We start from the raw sequence: 22,800 nt of genomic DNA on the forward strand, positions 1-22,800 counted from the left end.
TACGCACCGACTGTAAAAATAAAACTTTTCAACAGCAGGTGATGGATTATGAGTGTTGAAAAATGAGTGCATTGCAGCTATCCGACAGTTCTTTTTCTACTGAAGTCAATTTAAATGGATTAATAGAAGTTCTCAGTAAGCATCTTTATTCAACGCCCGTTGTTGCGATAAGGGAGCTGGTGCAGAACGGGCACGATGCGATTGTCCGCAGACGAATCGAACAGCCCGATGCCCCGCAGGATAACCACATCCGCGTTGTGGCGGATGTGGCAAAATCGACTATAACGATATCTGACACCGGCGCGGGCCTGACGGAAAGCGAAATTCATGGTTTTCTGGCGACCGTCGGGGTGGGCTATACCCGGATGCTGCGCCAGCAGGATGATGACACAGGGTTAATCGGCATGTTCGGGCTGGGCTTTTTGTCGGCGTTTGTGCTGGCGAAAGATGTCACCGTGCTGACTACGTCCTGGCAAACGCCGGACCAGGGCTGGAAATATCACTCTGTTGATGGGCAGCGCTATACCGTTACGCCTTCTGACGCCGTCGCGCCGGGAACCCAGGTGATCCTGACGCTGAAAGAAGAATACAGCCATCTTGCCAGTAATAATCTGCTTAATCGCGTACTCTCAAGGTACTGCATTTTGTTGCATGAACCAGTTTTTGTCGGCGATGCGACCGAACCGGTAAATAAACTCCAGCCGCCCTGGCGCGAATCGACGCCGGAAGGCGTGACGATGCACCGTGCGTTGGTCCAGCGTAAAAACCTCGCGTTCGCCGCGCAGTTCGAATCGTCCTTCGAACCTATCTGCACCCTGCCGGTGGTTCCGCAGGGGGGCAGCGATGCCGTGGGCATTCTGTGGATTCAGGACGGCGCGACTTACGGCACCAGCGACAACCGTAATCTATCCCTCTTTTTACGCGGAATGCTGCTTGATGACGAAGCGCGTGAACTCCTGCCGCCGTGGGCGGGGTTTATTGGCGGCGTGATTGAATCGTCGAAACTCACGCCGACGGCAAGCCGGGAAGATTTGCAGCGGGACGAAACCTGGGTTGCGGTACAGGAGGCATTGAAAGAAGCGCTGATTACCGGTTTGTCGGATCTCGCGCAAAACCAGCCGGAGATATGGCGACGCGTTTTAATGCGTCATAACGAAGCGCTGCTGGGCGCGGCGCTGTGTGATGATCGTCTTTTTGATCTGCTGAAGGATCGGTTGCAGGTGCCCACGTCGAAAGGCGCGGTGCTGGCGAAGGAACTCCGCATTAATAACAGCATCCATATTTTGTTGGGCGCTGATGGCGGCTTTGAAGAGATGCTATTCCATATTCTGCAACGGCCCGTCGCCAGAGGCGATCGCTATGCTGTGGTCCCGTTTTTACGACGCTGGGCGCTGTTATACCATTGTCGGATTATTGAAGTCGGCACGCAAAGCGGCAACGAGCAACTCTTTACGCTCGCCGATTTACCGGCGGAACAGGTCGATTATCTGGAAGCGCATTTATGCGACGGCGAGCAATTAATTATCTCCCGCTTTGACCCGGATGTTTTGCCGCTGGTGGTGACCCTCGATCGTGAAGCCGAATTAAAACAAATCCTTGAACAGGACGATGCGGACAAGCGAATGAGTACCGCCGCATTAATGCTGGCGCGCCAGTTTACTTCGCAGATTAAACAAACCAAAACCTCCAGCTTATATCTCAATTTGAATAACGCCTGCGTCAAACAATTAGTTACGGCATTGTAGAATCATCAGCAACCGGTGGCGGCGCTGCGGTTATTAAAATCCCTGAAAGTTATTTTATGTAGTAATGGGAATAAAGAACAGCAATGGGATTTGCATCAGGCACTGGAAGATTTCACGCAGATTATCCCCTCATTAATTAAGCAAGGAATGTAAGAATGGATACATGGGAGTGGTACAACAACTACAGTAAAGAGTTGCGGGATGCCGGGCAGGGATATATTCCCCAGATAATTGATGACTTTTCTGAAGGCGCGCTAAATTTACAACTGGAAAAGTGTGATGCGCTGTTGCCAGAAATGAAAGCCCTGAATCAGGTCGCCAAAAATCCGTGGCTGGAGATATTTATCGGGCACTGGGAGATGCGTCACCGCCTGACGAATTATAGCGAAGGCGAAAAAGTTCTGCCTGACGTTGTCGCCCTGTTTGAAAAAGCGCACCGGGAAGAAGCGAAAGATTGTCCGCAATCCATCTGCGTCACCCAGGATTTATCCGCCTGCTATGAAAACATAGATGGCCCTGGCTGGGCGGCAGAGCGAATGGCGGTCTGCGAAGAGACGATTGCGCGCATCGACCCCACCTGGAACTGTTTTCAGTGTTTGTCCACGGAATATGCCAGCGCCCTGATGGACACCCATCGGCACGAAGAAGCGTTAGCGTATGTGGATAAACAGATTGCGGCGGTGAAGGATTCAGGAGAGGAATACGTTGAGGCATTGCTCTCGACGCGAGTCGATATCCTGATCGCGCTGCAACGCTATGAAGAGGCGCGTGAGCTGGTTGAACATTTGATCGCTGAAAATGACTACTGGGGGCGCGATCGCATCGGTTATCCGCTGAAAAAGCTGTACATCATGGCGCTGAGCGGCGGGCAGGACGAGGAGGTCTGGGAAGCGTTACCCGCCTGGTCGGACCTTACGCCTTACTCCTGGGATCTGTGGCTGGATATTTTGATTGTGTTGCTTCCCCGTTATCCGGAACGTAACCACTGGCGGCTGGCGAGAATTTTCCAGCACATGTTGGAACACTATTCTAAGGTGGGGGCGCACCGTAAATTGGTGGATCTGGCGAAAATGCAGATTAACCTGGCGCTGGATCGTGAATCCGTCTGGGTCGCGAAGCAGGCGTTTAAACTTGCCCAGCGGCATATGCCAAAACTGCGCACCCTGTTGGGCGTTGACCGGGAGTATCTGGAACTCAGCGAGAAAATTGCCGCCAAAGAAGCAGAACTGTCGGCGCGCCCCGTTATGCCACAAACTGAAAATACGGCGGAAGACGCAGAGGCCGATCCAGAAAAAGATGTTGAAGAGTTCCGCCGCGCCTTTATGCAGTCACCTGAGGATGCGGAGTTACTTGGCCGACTGGTCAATGCGCTGAACGCCTGTTACGCGCGGGACGAGTCGATCGCGCTTTTGCGCCATTATGTTGAAAACCATCTGCAAGAGGACAACGGCCTTCCTTTTGATCTGCTGGACCTGCTGTTGGCGAAAGACGAACTGGAGGAGATTGAACAACTGGCCCGGCAGTATGACGCATCCGGGCAGGAGCATATGGCGCTGTGGTTCCGTGCGCGGGTTCTCGGCTCGCAGGAAGACTGGGCGCAGCTGGAAACGACAGGGCAAAAACTGCTGCAAACTAAAATTGGCGGCGAGTGGATTGGCGCTTACCGGATGTGCGCGTGGGCGGCGCAAAAACAGGAAGCCTACGACAGGCAACTGGAATATTTACAGCAGCTACTGGCACTGCTCACACGGCGCGAAGAAGATCCCCGCAACACCCAGTGGGATATGATGGCGGCGGCCAGCATTTTGCAGAAATGGGATATCGTGCGCAGGCTTGCGGCGGAGCTGGAGATTGAACTCACCGAAGGCGAAGGTTTTATTGATGAAAACTGGGGGCTAATAAACCTGCGTTTCCGCGAAGATTACGAATACCGATACTATTTCGCCCAGCGCATTGGGCCGGTGACGGCAAGAGTGGTTGAACCCACTTATCGTACTGATTACCCGCAGCATGTCGGTGAAATCGTGGTCTTTGACGCCGAGCGGCTGAATACGCCGCCGGAAGACGAAGAAGAGCGGAAGAACTTCACGCCTTTGTATGCCAGCCTGAAAACGGTGATCCCAACGGAGTACGGCGAATCCTGGTTTTGCGACGGCGTCATGCCGGAAGAAGCGCAGTACAATGCTTTCCGTGAGGCTATCAGGGAGCTGGGGTGGTATTACTGGAGCAGTAGCCCGGATGATTACACCTTAACCGATAGCCATCAGGGCGACGATGCGGCTCCCCTCCCTGGATTTTACTTTGTTATCAGCGCGCCGCAGTCGGTAACGAAGGCGGATATCGATAAAACTCTGACGCGTTTGACCGCCGACTGGGAGCATCCGCTATGCTGGTGGCGGCTGGCGCAGGCCGCAGGCGTAAATGAAGAGAAACACCGCGCCATTGCTGAACGGTACGGGATGTAACCTGCGGGGCTATATTCCCCGAATACTGTCAGAAATAGTGTAATTTGTTGAAATTAGCGTTGTTTGTAGGCCGGATAAGGCGCAAGCGCCGCCATCCGGCAAAACTCAGGCAAGGCTTGTCAATCATCTGAGACAGCGGGAAATGCTCCCGCTGTCTGTTGTGATGACAAACTCAGTACCTGATGGAGCGCAGCTTTAAGGCTTGCGAGATCGTTTTACAACATATTGATATTGCGGACTTTGTAGACAGGGTGGCGCGAAGCGAAACCCAACATTCAACATCCGCCACCGTAGGCGCTGGGCGAGAGTTGGGTCCCGGCAAGTCTTACTGTAAATAGACCCGTTTTAGTTCTATGCATTTTTTGAGATCCGGCCAGATTGGTGATAACAAATTCTCTTTCATTAGAGTAACCTATAAATAACATTATTGAAATTTACAGATTCATTTTAATGAAGAAAATAGGTATGTGATTTATTCAACACGAAAAATACTTAATCCATATTTCATTATAATTAACATTATCAATATCAATATATTCGTTAAAATAAGAGAACCCCAACGTAAATATACAAAAGGCAATTAAATGAAAAGGAATTTATTATCCTCAGCGATAATCATTGCGCTAATGACCCTGGGCGCAACAGGATGTGATGACAATAATGTTAAAACCGAGGCGACGCCGGCCGCCAGCAGTCAGCCTGCGACGCCAGCGCCTTCTCAGACGCCGGAAACGCAATCTGGCGAAAGTCCAGCGCAGCCCCCAGCAGCGAAGCCAGAAACGGCAACTCAGCCCCCGGCGGCGAAACCAGAAACGCCAGCTCAGCCGGAGGTTGACGCTGAAGAAGTTTATAGTGAAAAAATGGATGTCTATATCGATTGTTTTAATAAACTTCAATTGCCCGTTCAGCACAGTCTGGCGCGTTACGCGGATTGGGTGAAAGACTTTAAAAAAGGTCCGACAGGGAAAGAGAGCCTGGTTTATGGCATTTATGGTATTACGGAGTCTTACATAACGAATTGCCAGAAAGAGATGAAACAGGTGGCCGCCTTAACGCCATTACTTGAGCCTATTGATGGCGTTGCCGTTAGCTATATTGATAGCGCCGCCGCGCTGGGTAATACCATTAACGAAATGGAAAAATATTATACCCAGGAAAACTATAAAGATGATGCCTTTGCTAAAGGTAAGGCGCTGCATCAGACATTACTGAAGAATATCGAGGATTTTAAACCCGTCTCGGAAAAATATCATGAGGCTATTCAGGAAATAAATGACAGGCGGCAATTGACACAGTTGAAGAGAATAGAAGAAGCGGAAGGTAAAACATTTAACTATTATTCTCTGGCTGTCATGATTTCGGCAAAGCAGATCAACAAGGTTATTTCTGCCGATACCTTTGATGCCGAAGCGATGATGAAAAAAGTCGCGGAACTGGAAACAATGATTGCGCAATTGAAAGAAGTGAATACTGATGGCCGTAATTCTTCTTTCATCAGCTCTGCGGCTGATTATCAGCTACAAGCTAAAAAATATATTCGTCGCATCAGAGACAATGTTGAGTATTCTGATTTTGAAAAGAAACGGGTGCAGGACCCTGCAACAGGATGGATGGTTGCGGATTCTTATCCGGCGTCGTTGAGAAGTTATAACGAGATGGTGGATGATTATAACCGCCTGCGTTGAGTGACGGCACATTAACTGCGCACAGGCTGGCGCAAGTGCCTATAAAATTACGCTATAACGCCAATAAAAAGCGCCGATCAGGCGCTTTTTTCGTTTATGTATTCTTCATCAGGCAATATCCGTAAAAATAGCTGACGTAAACATTAACTAAAGAGAGCTATTAGAAAAACCAGTAATCTGAAGCTATCACAAGATGTTGACGTCACGCTGGAAGGTACTGGTAGTGTCATTGAGGATCGGCATTTATATGGAAAGCATTTATCCCGCCTGATGCGAAAATTCTGAGCCACTTCAGCATAGGGCGGCCCAGCCTTCATCACTTATAGGGTGTCACGTCCAACTGTTCTGTAAGACGTTAATTAATACCCGCCATTCGTAATAACGCGGTCACCACTGCAGCGGCGATAATCACCACAATAAGCGGCATTTTACGCCAGGCTAAAAATACGGCGAAGCCAACCCCAAGAACGCGCGCCATTCCGGCAAAATGTTCGCCTTCGTAAAAGGTGGTCGCCAGCGCGACGGAGAATAGCAGCACCGTTGCCGCATCCGAGAGCAGCGCCTGTGAACGCTCAGACAGCGCCAGACGGCTGCCAAGTTTCGCGCCGCCGAGGCGCATCAAATAGGTTCCCGCAGACAAAAGAGCAATACCGATAATAAATAGCGTCATATTGCCCATTATTTTTTCCTCGCCAGTAGGCCAAGCAGCGAAAGCAACACCGGCAATCCGGCAGCCACAAAGGGAACGGCGGCAAGCGACAGCGCGGCGCCGCTGCAACCACGAATCAATGTGGTGCGGTTTTTAAACGCCGGGATCACCAGCGCCAGTAAGATTGCCGGGAATACGGCATCCAGACCGATGGTTTCTGGGGCAGGGAGCAGTTTGCCGACACCTGCGCCAATCAGTGTGCCAATCGGCCAGAATAGGGCGACGCCCAGACCGCATAGCCAGTAGGCGGCTTTACGTTGTTCGGGTGTTTTTTGCGACAGGCCGAACACCACGCTCTCATCATTCATGATATGGCAGCCGAAAAAGCTGGCGGCGCGGGTGCCAACCAAATCACGCACCGTTACGCCAAACGGCACGTGGCGCGCATTCACCAGTAGTCCTGCCGCCGCCGCCGCTAACGGATTGCCGCCGCTGGCAACAATGCCGATAAACATAAATTCGGACGCGCCCGCCAGCACAAAAATAGAGAGGACAAACGGCACCCACAGAGGGAAACCGTAGGCCATCGCCAGTGAGCCATAGGACATGCCGACGACGCCCACGGCCAGGCACACTAAAAATATCGCTTTTATCGTGTCTCCCTTGAGACAGGAAAAATAGTGTTTCATCTTCTTTAGTCATATCGAACGAATTTTCATTATAATGAACGGAACAGATTTGCTTTACAAGACGAACATTTCGTTCGTTATAGTGAACGTTGGATGCTTTATGACACAACCTATTAGCGTCATTGCCAGAAGTCTGGTACGCGAACGCCAGCGAACCGGACTGTCGCTGGCGGAGATTGCGCGGCGCGCAGGCATCGCTAAATCTACGCTTTCACAACTGGAAGCAGGGAACGGCAACCCCAGCCTGGAAACGTTATGGTCGCTATGCGTCGCGCTCGACATTCCCTTTGCCAGGCTGCTGGAGCCGCAGGTACAAAAAACGCAGGTGATTCGCCGCGGAGAAGGCACCAAAGTCGTGGCGGAGCAGGCGCATTATCAGGCGATATTACTGGCGGCGTGTCCGCCCGGCGCGCGGCGTGATATCTATTTGCTGTTGACGCAGCCGGGGGCCGACCGGATCTCTCACCCGCATCCGCCGGGGTCGGTGGAACATATTATTGTTACGCAGGGAAAAGCCCTCGTCGGCTTAACCGAGGCGCCGGAAGAGCTGGCGGAGGGCGATTACATTTGTTATCCCGGCGACCAGGCGCATATCTTTAAAGCGCTGGAACCGGATACTCAGGCTATCCTGGTAGCGGAGCAGAATTGAAATTGCCGGATGGCGGCGTAACCGCCTTATCCGGCCGACAAAAAATAAAACCGTAGGCCCGGTAAGCTTGCGCCATCGGGCACACGACTTACTGCAGATAGAACACCTCTTTTAGCTCTGCGCTGACCGGGCTGTTATCCGGATTCGCGGGCATAACGTCACGCATATGTTTCCACCAACGCTGGCAAACGTCGGTGCTGGCAACGGCGTTCCAGCGCTCCTCGGATTCAATCTCAACGGTGGCGAACAGCAGATTGCGCTCCTGATCGAGATAAATCGCGTAGTGATGCGCGCCGTGAGATTTTAATACGGCTTCCAGCTCCGGCCAGATTGGGTTATGACGACGCTGATACTCCTCGTGCGCGTCGGCATTTACCTGCATCACAAAGGCTTTGCGGATCATAACGCCTCCAGGTACAGCCCGCGAACTTCATCGCGGCTGGCGGTGCGCGGGTTACACGGCGCGCACGGGTCGGCGAGGGCTTTATCCAGCCAGCCTTCGATATCTTCTTTTGTGACGCCCAGCTTGCTGAAACCTTCTGGAATGCCGACGCGTTTGCTCAGCGTACGGATAGCGTTAATCGCTTCCTGACTTGCGGCTTCGTCAGACATACCGCGCGTCTCTACGCCCATCGCCTGTGCGATACGGGCAAAACGCGCGACGGCGTTCGGACGGTTAAAGTTCTCGACAATTGGCAGCAGGATAGCGTTGCAGACTCCGTGCGGCAGGTTGTGAGTTGCGCCCGGCTGGTGCGCCAGTGCGTGAACCAGCCCCAAACCGGCGCTGTTGAACGCCATACCCGCCAGGTACTGGCCGAATGCCATTTGCTCACGGGCTTCGAGGTTATGGCCATCGTCAACCGCTTTCGGTAGCCACAAATTGATTAAGCGAATCGCTTCCAGCGCGTTAGCGTCGGTAAGCGGATGCGCGCCAACGGAGACATAGGCTTCCACCGCATGGGTCAGGGCATCCATGCCGGTTGCGGCGGTCACAGAAGCGGGGATTTCCAGCATGACGCTGGCGTCATCCACGGCAATATCCGGGATGATATTCGGGTCGATGATCACCTCTTTGACCTTACGGGCAGAGTCGATAATCACCGCGTTGCTGGTCATCTCTGCCGCGGTACCTGCCGTAGTATTAATCGCTACCAGCGGTACGCCGGCGTTTTTCACTTTGCCGACGCCGGAGTAGGCGGTAGATGGACCTGGGTTGGCGGTCAGAATTTTCACCGCTTTTGCGGTATCGATCGGGCTGCCGCCGCCGAAGGCGATAATGTAGTCACATTCTGCGCTCTGATATGCCGCAAAACCTTTCTGCACCAGCTCTTCTGTCGGGTTTGGGAACACCTCATCAAACAGGTGGTAAGACATTTGATGTTCATCCAGTGCGCTAAACAGGCTATCCAGCAGGCCCAGCTTTACCAGTTGACCATCGGTAACGATCAGCGCTTTGCCCCATTGCTTATTCGCCACGAGGTTCACCATATCGGCAATCGCTCCAGCGCCATGCAGGCTAATTTTTGGCAGTGCCAACATAAAGCTCATCACTATTCTCCTTAAAAAAATTCCCTGTTGCCCGATGGCGCTACGCTTATCGGGCCTACGGTAAAATGCGCACCGTCCTGTAGGCCGGATAAGGCAAAGCCGCATCCGGCGTTGAGTTGGGAGGTATTAGTACAGCGCTACGGCGCTGGCCAGCGGTGTCACGCCAAAACGTTTGCCGAGTGCGACCAGTTCTTCGCGCGTGATGGTCTGCTTCATACCGCCCATCGAATAGATTTTGACTAATACCTCAGCGGATTTCTCTGCGGTATCTATCAAACCGAAGGTTTCATCCAGCGTAGGTCCGCTTCCGAACACGCCGTGGAACGGCCACAGCACCAGCGAATGTTTCTGCATTTCTTGCGCGGTGGCCTGGCCGATTTCATCGGTGCCTGGCACCATCCACGGCAGAATGCCGACACCGTCCGGGAATACCACCAGGCATTCGGTGCTGCCTTCCCACAGTTTGCGGGTGATCAGCGCAGTGTTGTTTTCCAGTACGTAGGTGAGGGCGATCAGGTTAGTCGCATGGCAATGCATAATGACGCGGTCTTTGCCGTGGGTGGCTTTGATGCGTTCGCAGTGGGAGAGGAAATGCGCCGGGAGTTCAGAGGTGGGTACCGCGTCATGGGTTAAGCCCCACAGAATGTGGTAGCCTGCGCCGTCGCTGTCGATTTTGACCACGCCTAAATTGGCTGCCGGATCGAGCTGAACGTTGCGGAAGAATTTGCCGGAACCGGTAACGATAAACGGCGTATTCGCCAGCAGCGGCATGGGTTGACTTAGCGCGATATAGCGCGTTTTTTCGTGGAAATTAGCCGCAAAAGGCGCGATGTCGGCTTCATCCAGACGTAGCGTCAGGTTACCGCCATTACGTTCGTCCCACCCTTTCAGCCACGCATCAGACGTGGCTTTAATCATGCCCTGGACAAACCAGGAATCGGTAATATTTTGCATGTTCGTGTTCCCATTTATTGCCCGAAGGTTATTCGGGTCTTACGTAGGCCGGATAAGCGCAGCGCCATCCGGCAATCGTGTTTCATTTATTGCCGGATGGCGACGCGGGCGTCTTATCCGGCCTACAAATCAGGTGTCGCTGTCAGCTACGTTTGCTCAGGATCTCTTTTTCATAGACGCGAACGCTGTCCAGCCACTGGCTGCCAGCCGGCGTGTCGTGACGCTGGCAATACATTTCCCAGACGGCCTGCCACGGCAGAGATTTTTGCTCTTCCAGCAGCGCCAGACGCGCGGTGTAATCGCCGCTGGCCTCAAGCTGACGCAGTTGATCTGTGGGTTCCAGCAGAGCGCGCAGCAGCGCTTTTTTCATGTTGCGGGTACCGATAACCCACGCGGCGACACGGTTGATAGAGGCGTCGAAGAAATCCAGACCGATGTGTACGCGGTCAAACAGGTTATGACGGACGATCTCGCTGGCAATTGCCTGGGTTTCATCGTCCAGGAGCACCACGTGGTCGCTATCCCAGCGTACCGGGCGGCTGACGTGCAGCAGCAGCCGTGGCACGTAGAGCATGGCGGCGGAAATTTTGTCGGAAATCACTTCAGTGGGATGGAAGTGGCCCGCATCCAGGCACAGCGCGGTCTGACGGCTGGTGGCGTAGCCCATGTAGAACTCATTGGAGCCGACGGTGTAGCTTTCCGCGCCGATGCCAAACAGTTTGCTTTCGACGGCGTCGATGTGGTGCGCCGGGTCGAATTTCTCGCTAATGACCTCATCCAGCGCTTCCAGCAGGCGCTGGCGCGGGGCTAAACGGTCGACGGTAATGTCTTTCATGCCGTCCGGGATCCAGATGTTCATCACCGACGGCGTACCGAGCTGCTCACCAAAGTATGCCGAGACGCGGCGGCTGGCCTTGCAGTGATCGATCCAGAACTGGCGAATTTTCGCGTCTGGATGAGAGAGGGTAAAACCGTCAGCGCTCAGTGGATGAGAAAAACAGGTGGGGTTGAAATCCAGCCCCAGCCGGTTCGCTTTCGCCCACTCCACCCAGTTTTTAAAATGCTCCGGTTTGATCTGGTCGCGAGCAACCGGCGTATCCGACTCAAGGTAAATGGCGTGCAGGTTCAGCCGTTTTGGTCCTGGGATCAGACGCAGCGCCTGTTCCAGATCGGCGCGCAGTTCGGTGGCGTTACGCGCTTTGCCCGGATAGTTGCCGGTTGACTGAATTCCTCCCGTCAACGAACCTTCCGGGTTCTCGAATCCGGCAACATCGTCGCCCTGCCAGCAGTGCATGGAAACCGGCAGGCGATCGAGCTGGCGCAGCGCCTCCTCGACATCAATACCTACTGCGGCGAAACGTTGTTTTGCCAGTTCCCAGGCTTGTTCCAGTTGAGTGGTCATGCGCAAAGCTCCTTTGTCTGTCGTTTGGGTTGAAACTGCGCAACGTGGCGGGCAATTTCACTATCAGGATTAGGGATATAGGTTGTCAGGTCGTAGTTAGCGCTGACGACCTGACGGAAGTCATCGACGTTGTTTAATTCGTCGAGGGTCATAAGCTGAATACCAATATTGCCAAGGGTGGAGGCTTCAACCGGCCCGGCCATCACGCGAATGCCACATGCATCGGCGCACAACTGGTTGAGTAGCGCGTTTTGGCAGCCGCCGCCGACAATATGCAGTTGGGTAAATTTTTCGCCGCGCAGATTTGCCAGTTCGTGCAGAATGTCGGCATACAACAGCGCCAGACTGTCGAAAATGCAGCGCGCCAGTTCGGCATCGCTGACGGGAACGGGCTGGTCGGTCTCGCGACAGGCGGCCTGGATTTCAGCGCGCATATCGTCAGGATTGATAAAGCGATCGTCATTCGGGTTAATCAGGAAACGGCAGGCCGGCAGCGCTTCTGTTTGGGCGATAAGCGCAGGCAGATCGGTAATGTGCCGTTCTTTCAGCACGCGCTGGAGCAGCCACAAACCCATAATGTTTTTCAGTACCCGATAACGCCCTTCCGCGCCGCCTTCGTTGGTGATATTGGCAGCCAGCGCCTCGTCAGTGGTGTAGGGCATTTTGCTTTCAAAACCCATCAGCGACCAGGTGCCTGAAGACAGGTAAGCGCTATGTTTATTTGCCAGCGGAGAGGCAATAACGGCGCTGGCGGTATCGTGGCTGGCGACGGCTACCACCGGAATACGGTTGCCCTGCGGGCAAATCCAGTCGCCGATAACATTGCCAGGGTGCGAGGGGCGACCGAACCAGCTCTTTTTCGCGCCGGTCCACGCCAGCAGGGTATCGTCCCAGTCATCGGTATTGATATTGACCAACTGGGTGGTCGTGGCGTTGGTGTATTCCCAGTTCATTTCACCGGTCAGGCGGTAGCTGAAATAATCGGGCATCAGCAGCGCATGAGCGACCTGCGCCGTTAACTCAGGCTGTTGTTTCGTCAGCGCGCGTAGCTGATAGATGGTGTTAAACGGCAGAAACTGAATCCCGCTGCGGCGATAGATTTCGCTTTTGCCGATCTGGACCAGCGCTTGCGGCATGATGCCCGTGGTACGGTTATCGCGGTAGGAGACCGGCAGGCCGACACGCTGACCTTGTTTATCCAGCAGGACATAATCGACGCCCCAGGTGTCGATGCCGATGCTGTCGATAAGAATGCCTTCATTGCAGACTTTCTTCAGACCAAGACGGATATCCTTTTCCAGACTGTCGATGTCCCAGGTGTCAAACCCGTCTGTTTTTTGTAGGCAGTTCACAAAACGGTGAATTTCACGTAGCGTCAGGGTACGGTGTTTGCTGTCGTAACGCGCCAGCATCACGCGCCCGCTGGATGCGCCGAGATCAACCGCGACACAATGGCGAAAAGTCATAATCAGGTCCTTCTTAGAGTCATTGTGCACAGTCTAAAAAAGCCCTCAAAGACCTACCTTCTCGTTACTGACAGGAAAATGAGCCGCTGGCAACAAGGCAAAGATGAACGTGATAGCGTTCACAGTTTCTACTAATAGGCCGGTGTGATGTCGTCCGCATTTCCCGCTTTTTCCCGCCTTTTCTTGAAAAAAAGACCATGTTTGCGCGCTTTAGCGTCAAAAATTTAAGGTGAGGCCGATAACCCTTAATTACTATTCGGACATGTTGAATTCAGGAGGAAGCAACCATGACCGTACTGCATAGCGTGGATTTTTTTCCATCAGGTAAAGCGCCCGTGGCGATTGAACCTCGTCTGCCGCAAGCCGCTTTCCCTGAACATCATCATGATTTTCATGAAATCGTGATTGTGGAACACGGTACGGGCATTCATGTATTCAACGGGCAGCCGTATACCATCAGCGGCGGTACCGTGTGTTTTGTTCGCGATCACGACCGGCATTTATATGAACATACCGACAACCTATGCCTGACGAATGTACTGTGGCGTTCACCGGACGCCTTCCAGTTCCTGGCGGGGTTGGATCAATTGCTGCCGCAGGAGCAGGATGGTTACTATCCTTCTCACTGGCGGGTGAATCAGAGTGTGTTGCAGCAGGTGCGCCAGTTGGTCGGTCTGATGGAGCGCGCCGGAGACGGCGTGGATGCGCCTGCCGTGGCGAATCGCGAAATTTTGTTTATGCAACTACTGGTGTTGTTACGCCGCAGTAGCCTGATGGAAGGCGCGACCAATAACGACGCCAAACTCAACCAACTGATGGCATGGCTGGAAGACCATTTTGCGGAGGAGGTTTGCTGGGAGGCGGTAGCCGAACAGTTTTCGCTGTCGCTACGCACGCTGCATCGTCAGCTTAAACAGCATACCGGGCTGACGCCGCAACGTTACCTTAATCGCCTGCGTTTGATCAAAGCCCGGCATTTATTGCGCCATAGCGATCATAGCGTGACAGAAATCGCGTACCGCTGCGGTTTTGGCGACAGTAACCACTTTTCGACTCTGTTTCGCCGAGAATTTAACTGGTCGCCGCGGGATATCCGTCAGGGACGCGATGCGATAATCCAGTAACGCGAACGCTATCAACGTTTTCGTCGCCAATATGCTGATAATTATACTCTTTAATACCGGATGGCGGCTGCGCCTTACCTGGCCTACGGCGGCGAGCGGTAGACAGAATAAGCGTAGCGCCAGCCGGCAAGCATTCAACATGAGGTGCTGCGGTGGCAAATCCGTTAATCCTTTTGAAAAAAGATTTTTTTACTGATGAGCAGCAGGCCGTTACGGTTGCCGATCGCTATCCACAGGATGTTTTTGCGGAACATACGCATGAGTTTTGTGAACTGGTGATGGTCTGGCGGGGCAATGGCCTACACGTTCTTAATGAGCGCCCATACAGAATTACCCGCGGCGATCTGTTTTACATTCGTGCTGAAGACAAACACTCCTATACTTCCGTTAACGATCTGGTGCTGCAAAATATTATTTACTGCCCGGAGCGTTTGAAACTCAATGTAAACTGGCAGGCGATGATTCCCGGCTTTCAGGGAGCGCAGTGGCATCCTCACTGGCGGCTGGGCAGTATGGGAATGAATCAGGCGCGGCAGGTCATTAACCAGCTTGAACATGAGAGTAATGGACGCGATCCGCTGGCGAATGAGATGGCGGAATTGCTGTTTGGTCAACTGGTGATGATGTTAAAACGGCATCGCTACGCGACCGACGATCTTCCGGCAACCTCCCGAGAAACCCTGTTGGATAAATTAATTACCGCTTTGGCTAATAGCCTTGAGTGTCCCTTTGCGCTGGATGCGTTTTGCCAGCAGGAACAATGCAGCGAACGGGTGCTGCGGCAGCAGTTTCGCGCCCAAACCGGGATGACGATTAATCAATATTTACGCCAGGTCCGTATTTGCCACGCGCAGTATCTGCTTCAGCATAGCCCGCTGATGATTAGCGAGATTTCGATGCAGTGCGGTTTTGAAGATAGTAATTATTTTTCAGTGGTGTTCACGCGGGAAACCGGGATGACGCCGAGCCAATGGCGTCATCTCAGTAATCAAAGCGATTAACTGGCCATGCCTAAACCGACAATATTCGCCGCGATAATAATTACCACGCAGCCGAGGCTTAATACGGCAACGGGACGGCGGCCAGCATTTTTCCACTCTTTTAGCACCAGACCGACAAGCCCCCCGCACAGCACATAGAAGCTCATGTGCAGCATCCAGCTCATGTAGTCATATTGCGCGGGAATGCGCGCGTGACCCCAGGCATAGAAAAAGAACTGTAAATACCACATCAGACCGCCAAGCGCGGACAGCAGAATATTGCTGATAATCAACGGTCTTGCCAGCGAGAAGTCGGCTTTTATCGACAGATTTTGCACTTTTGCCAGGCGGATAAAACAGAAACCGAGGTTCACCAGCGCGCCGCCGCCCATAATCACCACGTAACTCGGTAGCGCGACATAGAGCGGGTCAACGCCAAGCGCGGCAGCAGCTTCATGCATCGGTTTCGCGGCGTTCATGGCAAAAGACATCCCCGCCGAGAAAATACCGCACATCACTGCCAGCAGAAGCCCTTTCTTCAGATTGAACTCCTCCGCTTTAATGCCCATTTTGCGTTCTTTTAACTGTCCGGCGCGCGTCACAATCCCGACGCCGATCAGCGCGACAAAAACGCCAAGTAGCGTCATGCGTCCCCCTTCGGTATGGATTAACACATCGAAGTTACCGTTGATGATAGGCGTCATCAGCGTGCCGACGATAAGCGTAATGCCGATAGCGATGCCGATACCCATCGACATCCCGAGATAACGCATGGTCAGACCGTAATTAATATTGCCGATGCCCCACATGGCGCCGAACAGAAAAACCGGTAAAAGGGTGGAGAGGTTAAACTGCCCATAATAGGCCCAGAAATCAGGCAGTAACAGAGCGCTAATTGTCCACGGCAGAATAAGCCATGAGACGATGCCGCCCACTGACCACATGGTTTCCCATGACCACTGTTTCACTTGCTTGAACGGGGCATAGAAGCAGGCTGCACTGGCCGCCCCTATCAAATGCCAGAAAATACCCATCGTAATCGCGTTACTCATGACATGTTCCTCATTATTTTTTATGGACGGGATACCCCTTCCGTTTGCATGAGTTTAAAAATTACGCAGCCCGGTAACCTTATAACGATTGCCGCCGTTGGGTGTATTCTGGCAATCAGCACGTTAATGAAGTGATTAACTTCACGTTTTAAAAAAGTCGGAGCGCATCGTGACCGTCTGGATGTTATTTAAATCAGTGGGTAATATTTGTTTTCTAAAATACCTTCATCATAACGACACGAAACGACTTAGCTGGCAACAATGCAAAGAAAACGCTGCGTGAGATCACATAATGGGAATAGTCTGACTTACCGTTTGATAAAAGGGTAGTTATACAGTAATTATTTAATTGTTTTATTTGTATTTACAATTTAAATATATTGAAATTAACGTTAGGAATCAATGAAATATAAATATAAGGAAATCCCTATATTGGCGTTGTTGATGGTGTTTTGATTTTTATTTTATATGACGAATATGAATTTCATTTATTTTATTTTGCTTTTTGAACATTATCCCAATTTTAAATTAAAGATCTTTGTCTATATTGTCGCCATTCACATTGCGTATTATGGTTGTAATGGTATGACATGAAACAACGTTTTAATTTTAAATTAAATGGATTCTGTTATGAGAAAATCTCTTTTCTTACTATTACCTCTTGTTGTAACAAATGCGCATGCAGTATATGTCGATGTTCGTCATGAATATCTTGATGATAGTAAAGCTAACTATGACCGTGCGTATATTTCTCATCGGTTTGCGAATGGTGTTGGTTTTGCGATAGAAGCTATCTCAAAATCAGGCGGGGATGACACCAATAAAGCGTTTAATGACCTGGAAACACAGGGTAACGAATATACGATAAGCTACCAATTTAAAACCGGTGATGTCGCCTGGCAACCGGGTTTTGTGCTGGAAACAGGCAACGGTTACTCTACCTATAAGCCTTACTTCCGCGCGACGTGGACATTAAATGAAAGCTGGTGGGTTGGTGCGCGCTATCGTTTTGAATATGTACGCCGTTCTTCTGATATCCGTGATGATGATACCATCAATCGTATGGATGTCTGGGCGGGTTATAAATGGAACAACTTTGACTGGACAATCGAAGGAATTTATAAGAAAGCCGATAAATATGATCTTTACGATGGCGGCAAAGATAACTATGAATATAACTTCAGAACTGCCTATATTATTGATCAATGGTCGCCATTCGTTGAGGTAGGTAATGTTTCCGTCAATAGCAACAGCGATGAAAGACAAACCCGTTTCCGCGTGGGTATAGGCTACACATTCTAATCATTATCCCTGTTTATTATTTATTCCCTTTTCCGGCTACTTTATAGGTAGCCGGTTTTTTTTACCTGGTGATGACCTGCGGATAATTATTATCGTGCGTTGGCCGGATAAGACGCGAATCGCCATCCGGCAACGAGATGTGCAGGAAACTATGCGCTTACATGATGCCCAGTAGACGGGGTAAGAACAGTGTGATTTCCGGAATGTAGGTAATTAATAACAGAACGCCGATAATCGCGCCGTAAAAAGGCAGCAACGGTTTAATCACTTCCTCAACTTTGACCTTACCGACGCTCGCCCCGACATATAAACCACTGCCAACTGGCGGCGTAATGGTGCCAATCGCCAGGTTATAGATCATGATAATGCCAAAATGCACCGGATCGACGCCCAGTTTAGCCATGATCGGCAGCAGAATCGGGGTAAAAATCAGAATGGCCGGACCGATATCCATAAATGCGCCGATAATCAACAAAAAGACGGTAATGACTAACAGGATAACCAGTTTATTGGCGGAAATACCGAGGATCATATCGCTCAGCGCCGCAGGAATATTGGTGATCGACATCGAGAAGGACATCGCCGAAGAGGTTGCCAGCAGGAACATGATGACCCCGGTCATTACCACTGTCTGGAGCAAAATCGAAGGCAAATCCTTAATTTTCAGCGTGCGGTAAAACACCATCGTCAACAATAATGTATACACCACGGCAATCGCGGAGGCTTCAATGGCGGTGAAAATCCCCTGCACAATGCCGCCGACGATAATCACGATCAGCAGCAGGCTGGGAATGGCCTCAACGGCAACTTTTAGCGCCATGCCTTTTTGGACGGTGAAGAAAACCCGATAATTTCGACGCTTAGCGACCACCAGCGTGACCAGCATACAGCCAACGCCCCACAGCACTCCCGCGACCAGACCGCCGGCGAACAGAGCGGCAATCGATGTTCCCCCGCTTGCCAGCGCATAAAGGATAAAAGCCGTGGTGGGCGGAATTAACATTCCCGTCGGCGCGGAGGCGATATTCACCGCGGCCGCAAAGCCGCGATCGTAACCTTCGCGCGCGCTCATCGGCACCATCACGCCGCCGATGGAGGTTGAGGCGGCAATCGCCGATCCGGAAATTGCACCGAACATCATATTGCCGACGATGTTGGTATAAGAGAGCGAGCCGGGCAGTTTGCCAGTAAACAGTTTGGCAAAATTGACCAGCCGGGCGGCAATTCCCCCGCTATTCATGATCACCCCGGACAAAACGAAGAACGGCACGGCCAGCAAGGCAAAACTGTCCAGGCTGGAGAACATTTTTTGCGCGGTGGCGAACATCGAAATATCGAAAGGCAGTACCAGCATCATGGTGCTGAAAGAGGCGATAACGATGCAGATCCCGATAGGCGCGCCCATGGCCAGTAAAACAACAAAGACGGCAATTAGCGTACAGGACGCAAAAATAGGGTCAATCATGTGATTTCTCCAGAGTGTGCTCAGTGGTATCCGTGGCGGAATGGATAGCTTTCAGGGCGTCAACGATATTCAGCAGCCCATAGAGGATGATCAGTACGCCCGCGCAGGGGAGCGCGTAATAAATTTTTCCCATCGGAATGCCCAGCGCAGGGGAGATTTGCAGCATAGAAATCGCAGAAATCTTTAAGCCGCCGATAATCAATACCCAAATGGAAAACGCGATAAAAATGACCTGCAGAATAATATCCCACCAGCCGCGAATCGTCGGCGACACCTTATCCAGTAAGAGAGTCAGGCTGATATGCTGTTTCTGACCGGCGACAAAAGCCATGCCCAGCATTGATACCCACACCAGGAGAAATCGCAGCATCTCTTCGGTAAGGGTGCTGGGAACGCCCAGAATGTAGCGGCTCACCACCTGCCAGCAGGCGATGCCAACCATTATCGCCAGCACCAGGCAACAGATAGCGCCCAGCAATAAATCAAGTCCTTTTCTGAATGTGTTCATCTTAATTTCCTGATTAGATTAATTTTTTGCTGTCTGGATACGTTGATACAGCCCGTAAAGCCGTGGTTTGTTTTTCAGACCGTCGTAAATAGGCTGTACTGCCTTCTGGAAGGGTTTTTTGTCGATCTCGTAGAATTCAACGTTGAAATCTTTTACCGCCGCCAGCCTGGTTTTCTCTATTTCCTTGTCCCATGCGGCTTTCTCAAATTCGATCGACGCCTTGATGGCGGCTTCGACGATGCGCTGCTGTTCCGACGTCAGCTTTTCCAGCGTGAGGGTACTCATTAGCAGGATATCGGGAATGCGGGTGTGCATATCGTAGGTGTAATAACGGGCGACTTCGCCGTGGCGGGCGATGGTGAGAGCGAACTCATTGTTTTCCGCGCCGTCGAGAATGCCTTGTTGTAACGAGGTATAGACCTCCGCCTGACTCATGGCGATGGGCGAAGCGCCCAGCAGTTTGAGGGTTTGGATCGCCGTCTCACTCTGCATGACGCGGATCTTCTTCCCGCGTAAATCCTCAATGCGTTTAACCGGCGCTTTGCTCATATAAAAATTACGCGCGCCGGAATCATACCAGCCTACGCCGACAAACCCCTGTGCGGCGGTGGACTGATAAACAGGCTCCATCACCTGTGGGTTATCCATTACGCGGTAGTATTCATCGACGGTGGCAAACAGGTAGGGAAGTGAAAACACGCCGTACTCAGGCGAAAAACTCTCCATCAGCCCGGACGACACTTTAGTGATGTCGACGACGCCGACCTGCGTCAACTCCACCAGTTCGCGCTCGCCGCCAAGCTGTCCGTCCGGGAAGTACTGTACTTTGATATCGCCGCCCGTTTTCTCTTCAACTTGCTGCCCCAGGAAGTGCAACGCATCTTTTACCGGCTGGCTATTTTCAGCGTAGGCCAGGCGCAAAATGGTTTCGCCGTGGGAGAAGAAAGAAAGTGTGGAGAGTAAGGCCAACGTAGCCAGACGTATAAAACCAGGTTGCTTCATAATTCCCTCGCAATTGTAATAATTTACCGGGAATGTAATTGCATGGTGAAATTATAACCTTCTTGATTTTGCCACCGCTGACAAAAATTGGCACCAAAAGAAAGATTTTGAAACCCTGTTTCACATTTCATGATTTCCAGGAATTCATCAACAGGCGGTTTCGGTTGGAGGCGTAAAAAACGGTTTTTTTCAGCGGATGCCGTAACGTTTATAACCCTGGAAAAAGTACGGCATTGATAATCATTTTCAATATCATTTAATTAACTATAATGAACCAACTGCTTACGCGGCGTTAACACTGTGCCGCTCGACAATAATGGAGATGATTATGAGTTATACACTGCCATCCCTGCCGTACGCTTATGATGCACTGGAACCGCACTTCGATAAGCAGACGATGGAGATTCACCACACCAAACACCATCAAACCTATGTCAACAACGCTAACGCGGCGCTGGAAAACCTGCCTGAGTTTGCTGACCTGCCGGTTGAAGAACTGATTACTAAACTGGACCAGGTGCCAGCGGACAAAAAAACCGTGCTGCGTAACAACGCCGGCGGCCACGCTAACCACAGCTTGTTCTGGAAAGGACTGAAAAAAGGCACCACTCTGCAGGGCGATCTGAAAGCGGCTATCGAGCGTGACTTCGGTTCCGTTGACAACTTCAAAGCTGAATTCGAAAAAGCAGCAGCAACCCGTTTCGGCTCCGGCTGGGCGTGGCTGGTGCTGAAAGGTGACAAACTGGCTGTGGTTTCTACCGCAAACCAGGATTCCCCGCTGATGGGTGAAGCCATTTCCGGCGCTTCCGGCTTCCCGATCCTGGGTCTGGACGTGTGGGAACACGCTTACTACCTGAAATTCCAGAACCGCCGCCCGGACTACATCAAAGAGTTCTGGAACGTGGTGAACTGGGACGAAGCAGCAGCGCGTTTCGCCGCTAAAAAATAATTTGCATTGCACGTCTGTAGAAGCGAGTCTGATGACTCGCTTTTTTTGTATCCGCGTAAGGAGCAGCAGATGCATTATCCGGTTGACGTGTTTATTGGCAAAATTCGTGACTATGACGGCAGCCGCCCGAGCGCTATCGCCAAGGTGCAAATCGACGGCGAACTTATGCTGACCGAGCTGGGTCTGGCAGGCGATCAGCAGGCCGAAAAGAAAATCCACGGCGGCCCCGACCGCGCGCTATGCCATTACCCCCGCGAACACTATGCTGATTGGATTCGCCAGTTCCCCGAGCAGGCGACGCTGTTTTGCGCCCCGGCGTTTGGCGAGAATCTGTCGACGGACGGAATGACCGAACACAACGTGTTTATTGGCGACATCTACCGCTGGGGCGAGGCGTTGATCCAGGTCACTCAGCCGCGCTCTCCATGCTTTAAACTTAATTTCCACCTTGTCATCAGCGACATGGCCCTCCTTATGCAGGACAGCGGAAAAACCGGCTGGCTGTATCGGGTCATTGCGCCAGGTAAGGTCTCCAGCGATGCGCCGCTGGAACTGGCGTCGCGTCTGAGCGATGTCTCGGTTCATGAAGCGGGTGTTATCGCCTGGTCTATGCCGTTTGATGACGAACAATATCACCGGCTGTTGAGCGCCGCCGGGCTGTCGGCGAGCTGGAGCCGCACCATGCAGAAGCGTCGTTTGAGCGGCAAAATTGAAGATAGCGCCAGACGACTGTGGGGGGATAAAACTCCGCCAAAATGAAAGGAAGGATTATGACTGAAGCTGAAAATGCGGTGGCGATCGTAAAAGAATTTTTGGTGGCCTCGATGATTCCCGATGCTGAACGTGCCGCAACGTATATGCACCCGGAGGTGAAAATTACCTTCACCGGAGGCCGGGCGATGGCGGGCGCGGCAGATATCGCGCAGTTTAACGGCGCTCGCTACAAGTGGGTGAAGAAGGCGCTGGGCGAGTTTGATGCGGTGCAGCATGATGATTACGTTGTGATTTATTCCAACGGTACGTTGTATGGGGAATGGCCCGACGGTTGCCCGTTTGCCGATAACCGCTTTATCGATCGTTTCGAAGTGCGCGATGGCAAAATTACCCGGATGGACGTGTGGAACGACAGCGCCGAGTGGATTTTAGCGCCGGAAATCTCCCGATAG

At 52.0% G+C, this 22,800-nt stretch carries 20 protein-coding genes and 1 pseudogene; 10 read left to right on the forward strand and 11 right to left on the reverse strand.

Annotated elements, in window-relative coordinates:
* Positions 1-62 precede the first annotated feature (62 nt).
* The 3 genes and pseudogenes from NBA72_RS20335 (at position 63) to NBA72_RS20345 (ending at position 5,895) form a co-directional block, all read left to right on the forward strand.
* A pseudogene (locus NBA72_RS20335) lies at positions 63-1,898 on the forward strand (ATP-binding protein).
* Positions 1,899-1,900: 2 nt separating this feature from the next.
* Complete coding sequence (locus tag NBA72_RS20340) at positions 1,901-4,210, forward strand: hypothetical protein (protein WP_042948956.1); 2,310 nt, start codon at positions 1,901-1,903, stop codon at positions 4,208-4,210.
* Positions 4,211-4,794: 584 nt separating this feature from the next.
* Positions 4,795-5,895 (forward strand): YiiG family protein, encoded by a 1,101-nt coding sequence (locus NBA72_RS20345; RefSeq protein WP_000828043.1) that lies wholly within the window; start codon positions 4,795-4,797, stop codon positions 5,893-5,895.
* Between the two features lie 355 nt (positions 5,896-6,250).
* On the opposite strand, the gene NBA72_RS20350 is transcribed toward NBA72_RS20345, so the two are convergent.
* The gene (locus tag NBA72_RS20350) at positions 6,251-6,574 is read right to left on the reverse strand and encodes an AzlD domain-containing protein (protein ID WP_000527677.1); all 324 of its coding nucleotides are present in this window, start codon (positions 6,572-6,574) and stop codon (positions 6,251-6,253) included.
* Positions 6,574-7,233: an AzlC family ABC transporter permease gene (locus NBA72_RS20355; protein WP_000683586.1), complete on the reverse strand. Its 660-nt coding sequence runs from the start codon at positions 7,231-7,233 to the stop codon at positions 6,574-6,576. The genes NBA72_RS20350 and NBA72_RS20355 overlap by 1 nt, the downstream gene beginning before the upstream one ends.
* A gap of 100 nt (positions 7,234-7,333) precedes the next feature.
* On the opposite strand from NBA72_RS20355, the gene NBA72_RS20360 reads away from it, so the two are divergent.
* Complete coding sequence (locus tag NBA72_RS20360; RefSeq protein ID WP_001517951.1) at positions 7,334-7,882, forward strand: helix-turn-helix domain-containing protein; 549 nt, start codon at positions 7,334-7,336, stop codon at positions 7,880-7,882.
* Between the two features lie 88 nt (positions 7,883-7,970).
* Here the strand turns inward: NBA72_RS20360 and rhaM are convergent, their stop codons facing one another.
* From rhaM to rhaB, 5 genes are all read right to left on the reverse strand, one after another.
* On the reverse strand, positions 7,971-8,285 hold the full coding sequence (gene rhaM / locus NBA72_RS20365; RefSeq protein WP_000619478.1) for an L-rhamnose mutarotase: 315 nt from the start codon (positions 8,283-8,285) through the stop codon (positions 7,971-7,973).
* Positions 8,282-9,430 (reverse strand): lactaldehyde reductase, encoded by a 1,149-nt coding sequence (gene fucO, locus NBA72_RS20370; RefSeq protein ID WP_000009249.1) that lies wholly within the window; start codon positions 9,428-9,430, stop codon positions 8,282-8,284. The genes rhaM and fucO overlap by 4 nt, the downstream gene beginning before the upstream one ends.
* A gap of 126 nt (positions 9,431-9,556) precedes the next feature.
* Positions 9,557-10,384: a rhamnulose-1-phosphate aldolase gene (rhaD, locus tag NBA72_RS20375; RefSeq protein WP_006893399.1), complete on the reverse strand. Its 828-nt coding sequence runs from the start codon at positions 10,382-10,384 to the stop codon at positions 9,557-9,559.
* A gap of 142 nt (positions 10,385-10,526) precedes the next feature.
* Complete coding sequence (rhaA, locus tag NBA72_RS20380; protein WP_000211470.1) at positions 10,527-11,786, reverse strand: L-rhamnose isomerase; 1,260 nt, start codon at positions 11,784-11,786, stop codon at positions 10,527-10,529.
* Complete coding sequence (gene rhaB / locus NBA72_RS20385) at positions 11,783-13,252, reverse strand: rhamnulokinase (protein ID WP_023216602.1); 1,470 nt, start codon at positions 13,250-13,252, stop codon at positions 11,783-11,785. Before rhaB ends, rhaA begins: the two co-directional genes overlap by 4 nt.
* 287 nt (positions 13,253-13,539) lie before the next feature.
* On the opposite strand from rhaB, the gene rhaS reads away from it, so the two are divergent.
* On the forward strand, positions 13,540-14,376 hold the full coding sequence (gene rhaS / locus NBA72_RS20390; protein WP_000217114.1) for an HTH-type transcriptional activator RhaS: 837 nt from the start codon (positions 13,540-13,542) through the stop codon (positions 14,374-14,376).
* A 152-nt stretch (positions 14,377-14,528) separates the two neighbouring features.
* Positions 14,529-15,377 carry an HTH-type transcriptional activator RhaR gene (rhaR, locus tag NBA72_RS20395; RefSeq protein WP_042948957.1) on the forward strand — a complete coding sequence of 283 codons (849 nt, stop codon included), beginning with the start codon at positions 14,529-14,531 and terminating at the stop codon, positions 15,375-15,377.
* On the opposite strand, the gene rhaT is transcribed toward rhaR, so the two are convergent.
* On the reverse strand, positions 15,374-16,408 hold the full coding sequence (gene rhaT / locus NBA72_RS20400; RefSeq protein WP_000063541.1) for an L-rhamnose/proton symporter RhaT: 1,035 nt from the start codon (positions 16,406-16,408) through the stop codon (positions 15,374-15,376). The two genes, rhaR and rhaT, sit on opposite strands and share 4 nt — an antisense overlap.
* Positions 16,409-17,026: 618 nt before the next feature.
* Between rhaT and NBA72_RS20405 the strand changes: the two genes are divergently transcribed.
* Positions 17,027-17,710: an oligogalacturonate-specific porin KdgM family protein gene (locus tag NBA72_RS20405; protein WP_000378721.1), complete on the forward strand. Its 684-nt coding sequence runs from the start codon at positions 17,027-17,029 to the stop codon at positions 17,708-17,710.
* Between the two features lie 157 nt (positions 17,711-17,867).
* On the opposite strand, the gene NBA72_RS20410 is transcribed toward NBA72_RS20405, so the two are convergent.
* The 3 genes from NBA72_RS20410 to NBA72_RS20420 are packed head-to-tail and all read right to left on the reverse strand — an operon-like array spanning position 17,868 to position 20,685.
* Positions 17,868-19,175 (reverse strand): TRAP transporter large permease, encoded by a 1,308-nt coding sequence (locus tag NBA72_RS20410; RefSeq protein ID WP_000566800.1) that lies wholly within the window; start codon positions 19,173-19,175, stop codon positions 17,868-17,870.
* Complete coding sequence (locus tag NBA72_RS20415) at positions 19,168-19,683, reverse strand: TRAP transporter small permease (RefSeq protein ID WP_001091413.1); 516 nt, start codon at positions 19,681-19,683, stop codon at positions 19,168-19,170. The genes NBA72_RS20410 and NBA72_RS20415 overlap by 8 nt, the downstream gene beginning before the upstream one ends.
* Positions 19,684-19,701: 18 nt before the next feature.
* Positions 19,702-20,685, reverse strand: coding sequence for a TRAP transporter substrate-binding protein (locus NBA72_RS20420; protein ID WP_000812818.1), 984 nt, complete (start codon positions 20,683-20,685; stop codon positions 19,702-19,704).
* 328 nt (positions 20,686-21,013) lie between these two features.
* On the opposite strand from NBA72_RS20420, the gene sodA reads away from it, so the two are divergent.
* The 3 genes from sodA (at position 21,014) to NBA72_RS20435 (ending at position 22,800) form a co-directional block, all read left to right on the forward strand.
* Entirely contained in the window at positions 21,014-21,634 is a 621-nt protein-coding gene (sodA, locus tag NBA72_RS20425) for a superoxide dismutase [Mn] (RefSeq protein ID WP_000122632.1), read from the forward strand.
* Positions 21,635-21,703: 69 nt separating this feature from the next.
* Positions 21,704-22,393 carry a 6-hydroxyaminopurine reductase gene (yiiM, locus tag NBA72_RS20430; protein WP_023181429.1) on the forward strand — a complete coding sequence of 230 codons (690 nt, stop codon included), beginning with the start codon at positions 21,704-21,706 and terminating at the stop codon, positions 22,391-22,393.
* An 11-nt stretch (positions 22,394-22,404) separates the two neighbouring features.
* Positions 22,405-22,800, forward strand: a complete 396-nt coding sequence (locus tag NBA72_RS20435; RefSeq protein ID WP_042948958.1) for a nuclear transport factor 2 family protein — start codon at positions 22,405-22,407, stop codon at positions 22,798-22,800.

Origin of the sequence: Salmonella sp. NW1250 (genome assembly GCF_051812965.1) — a bacterium.
Taxonomy (GTDB): domain Bacteria; phylum Pseudomonadota; class Gammaproteobacteria; order Enterobacterales; family Enterobacteriaceae; genus Salmonella; species Salmonella enterica.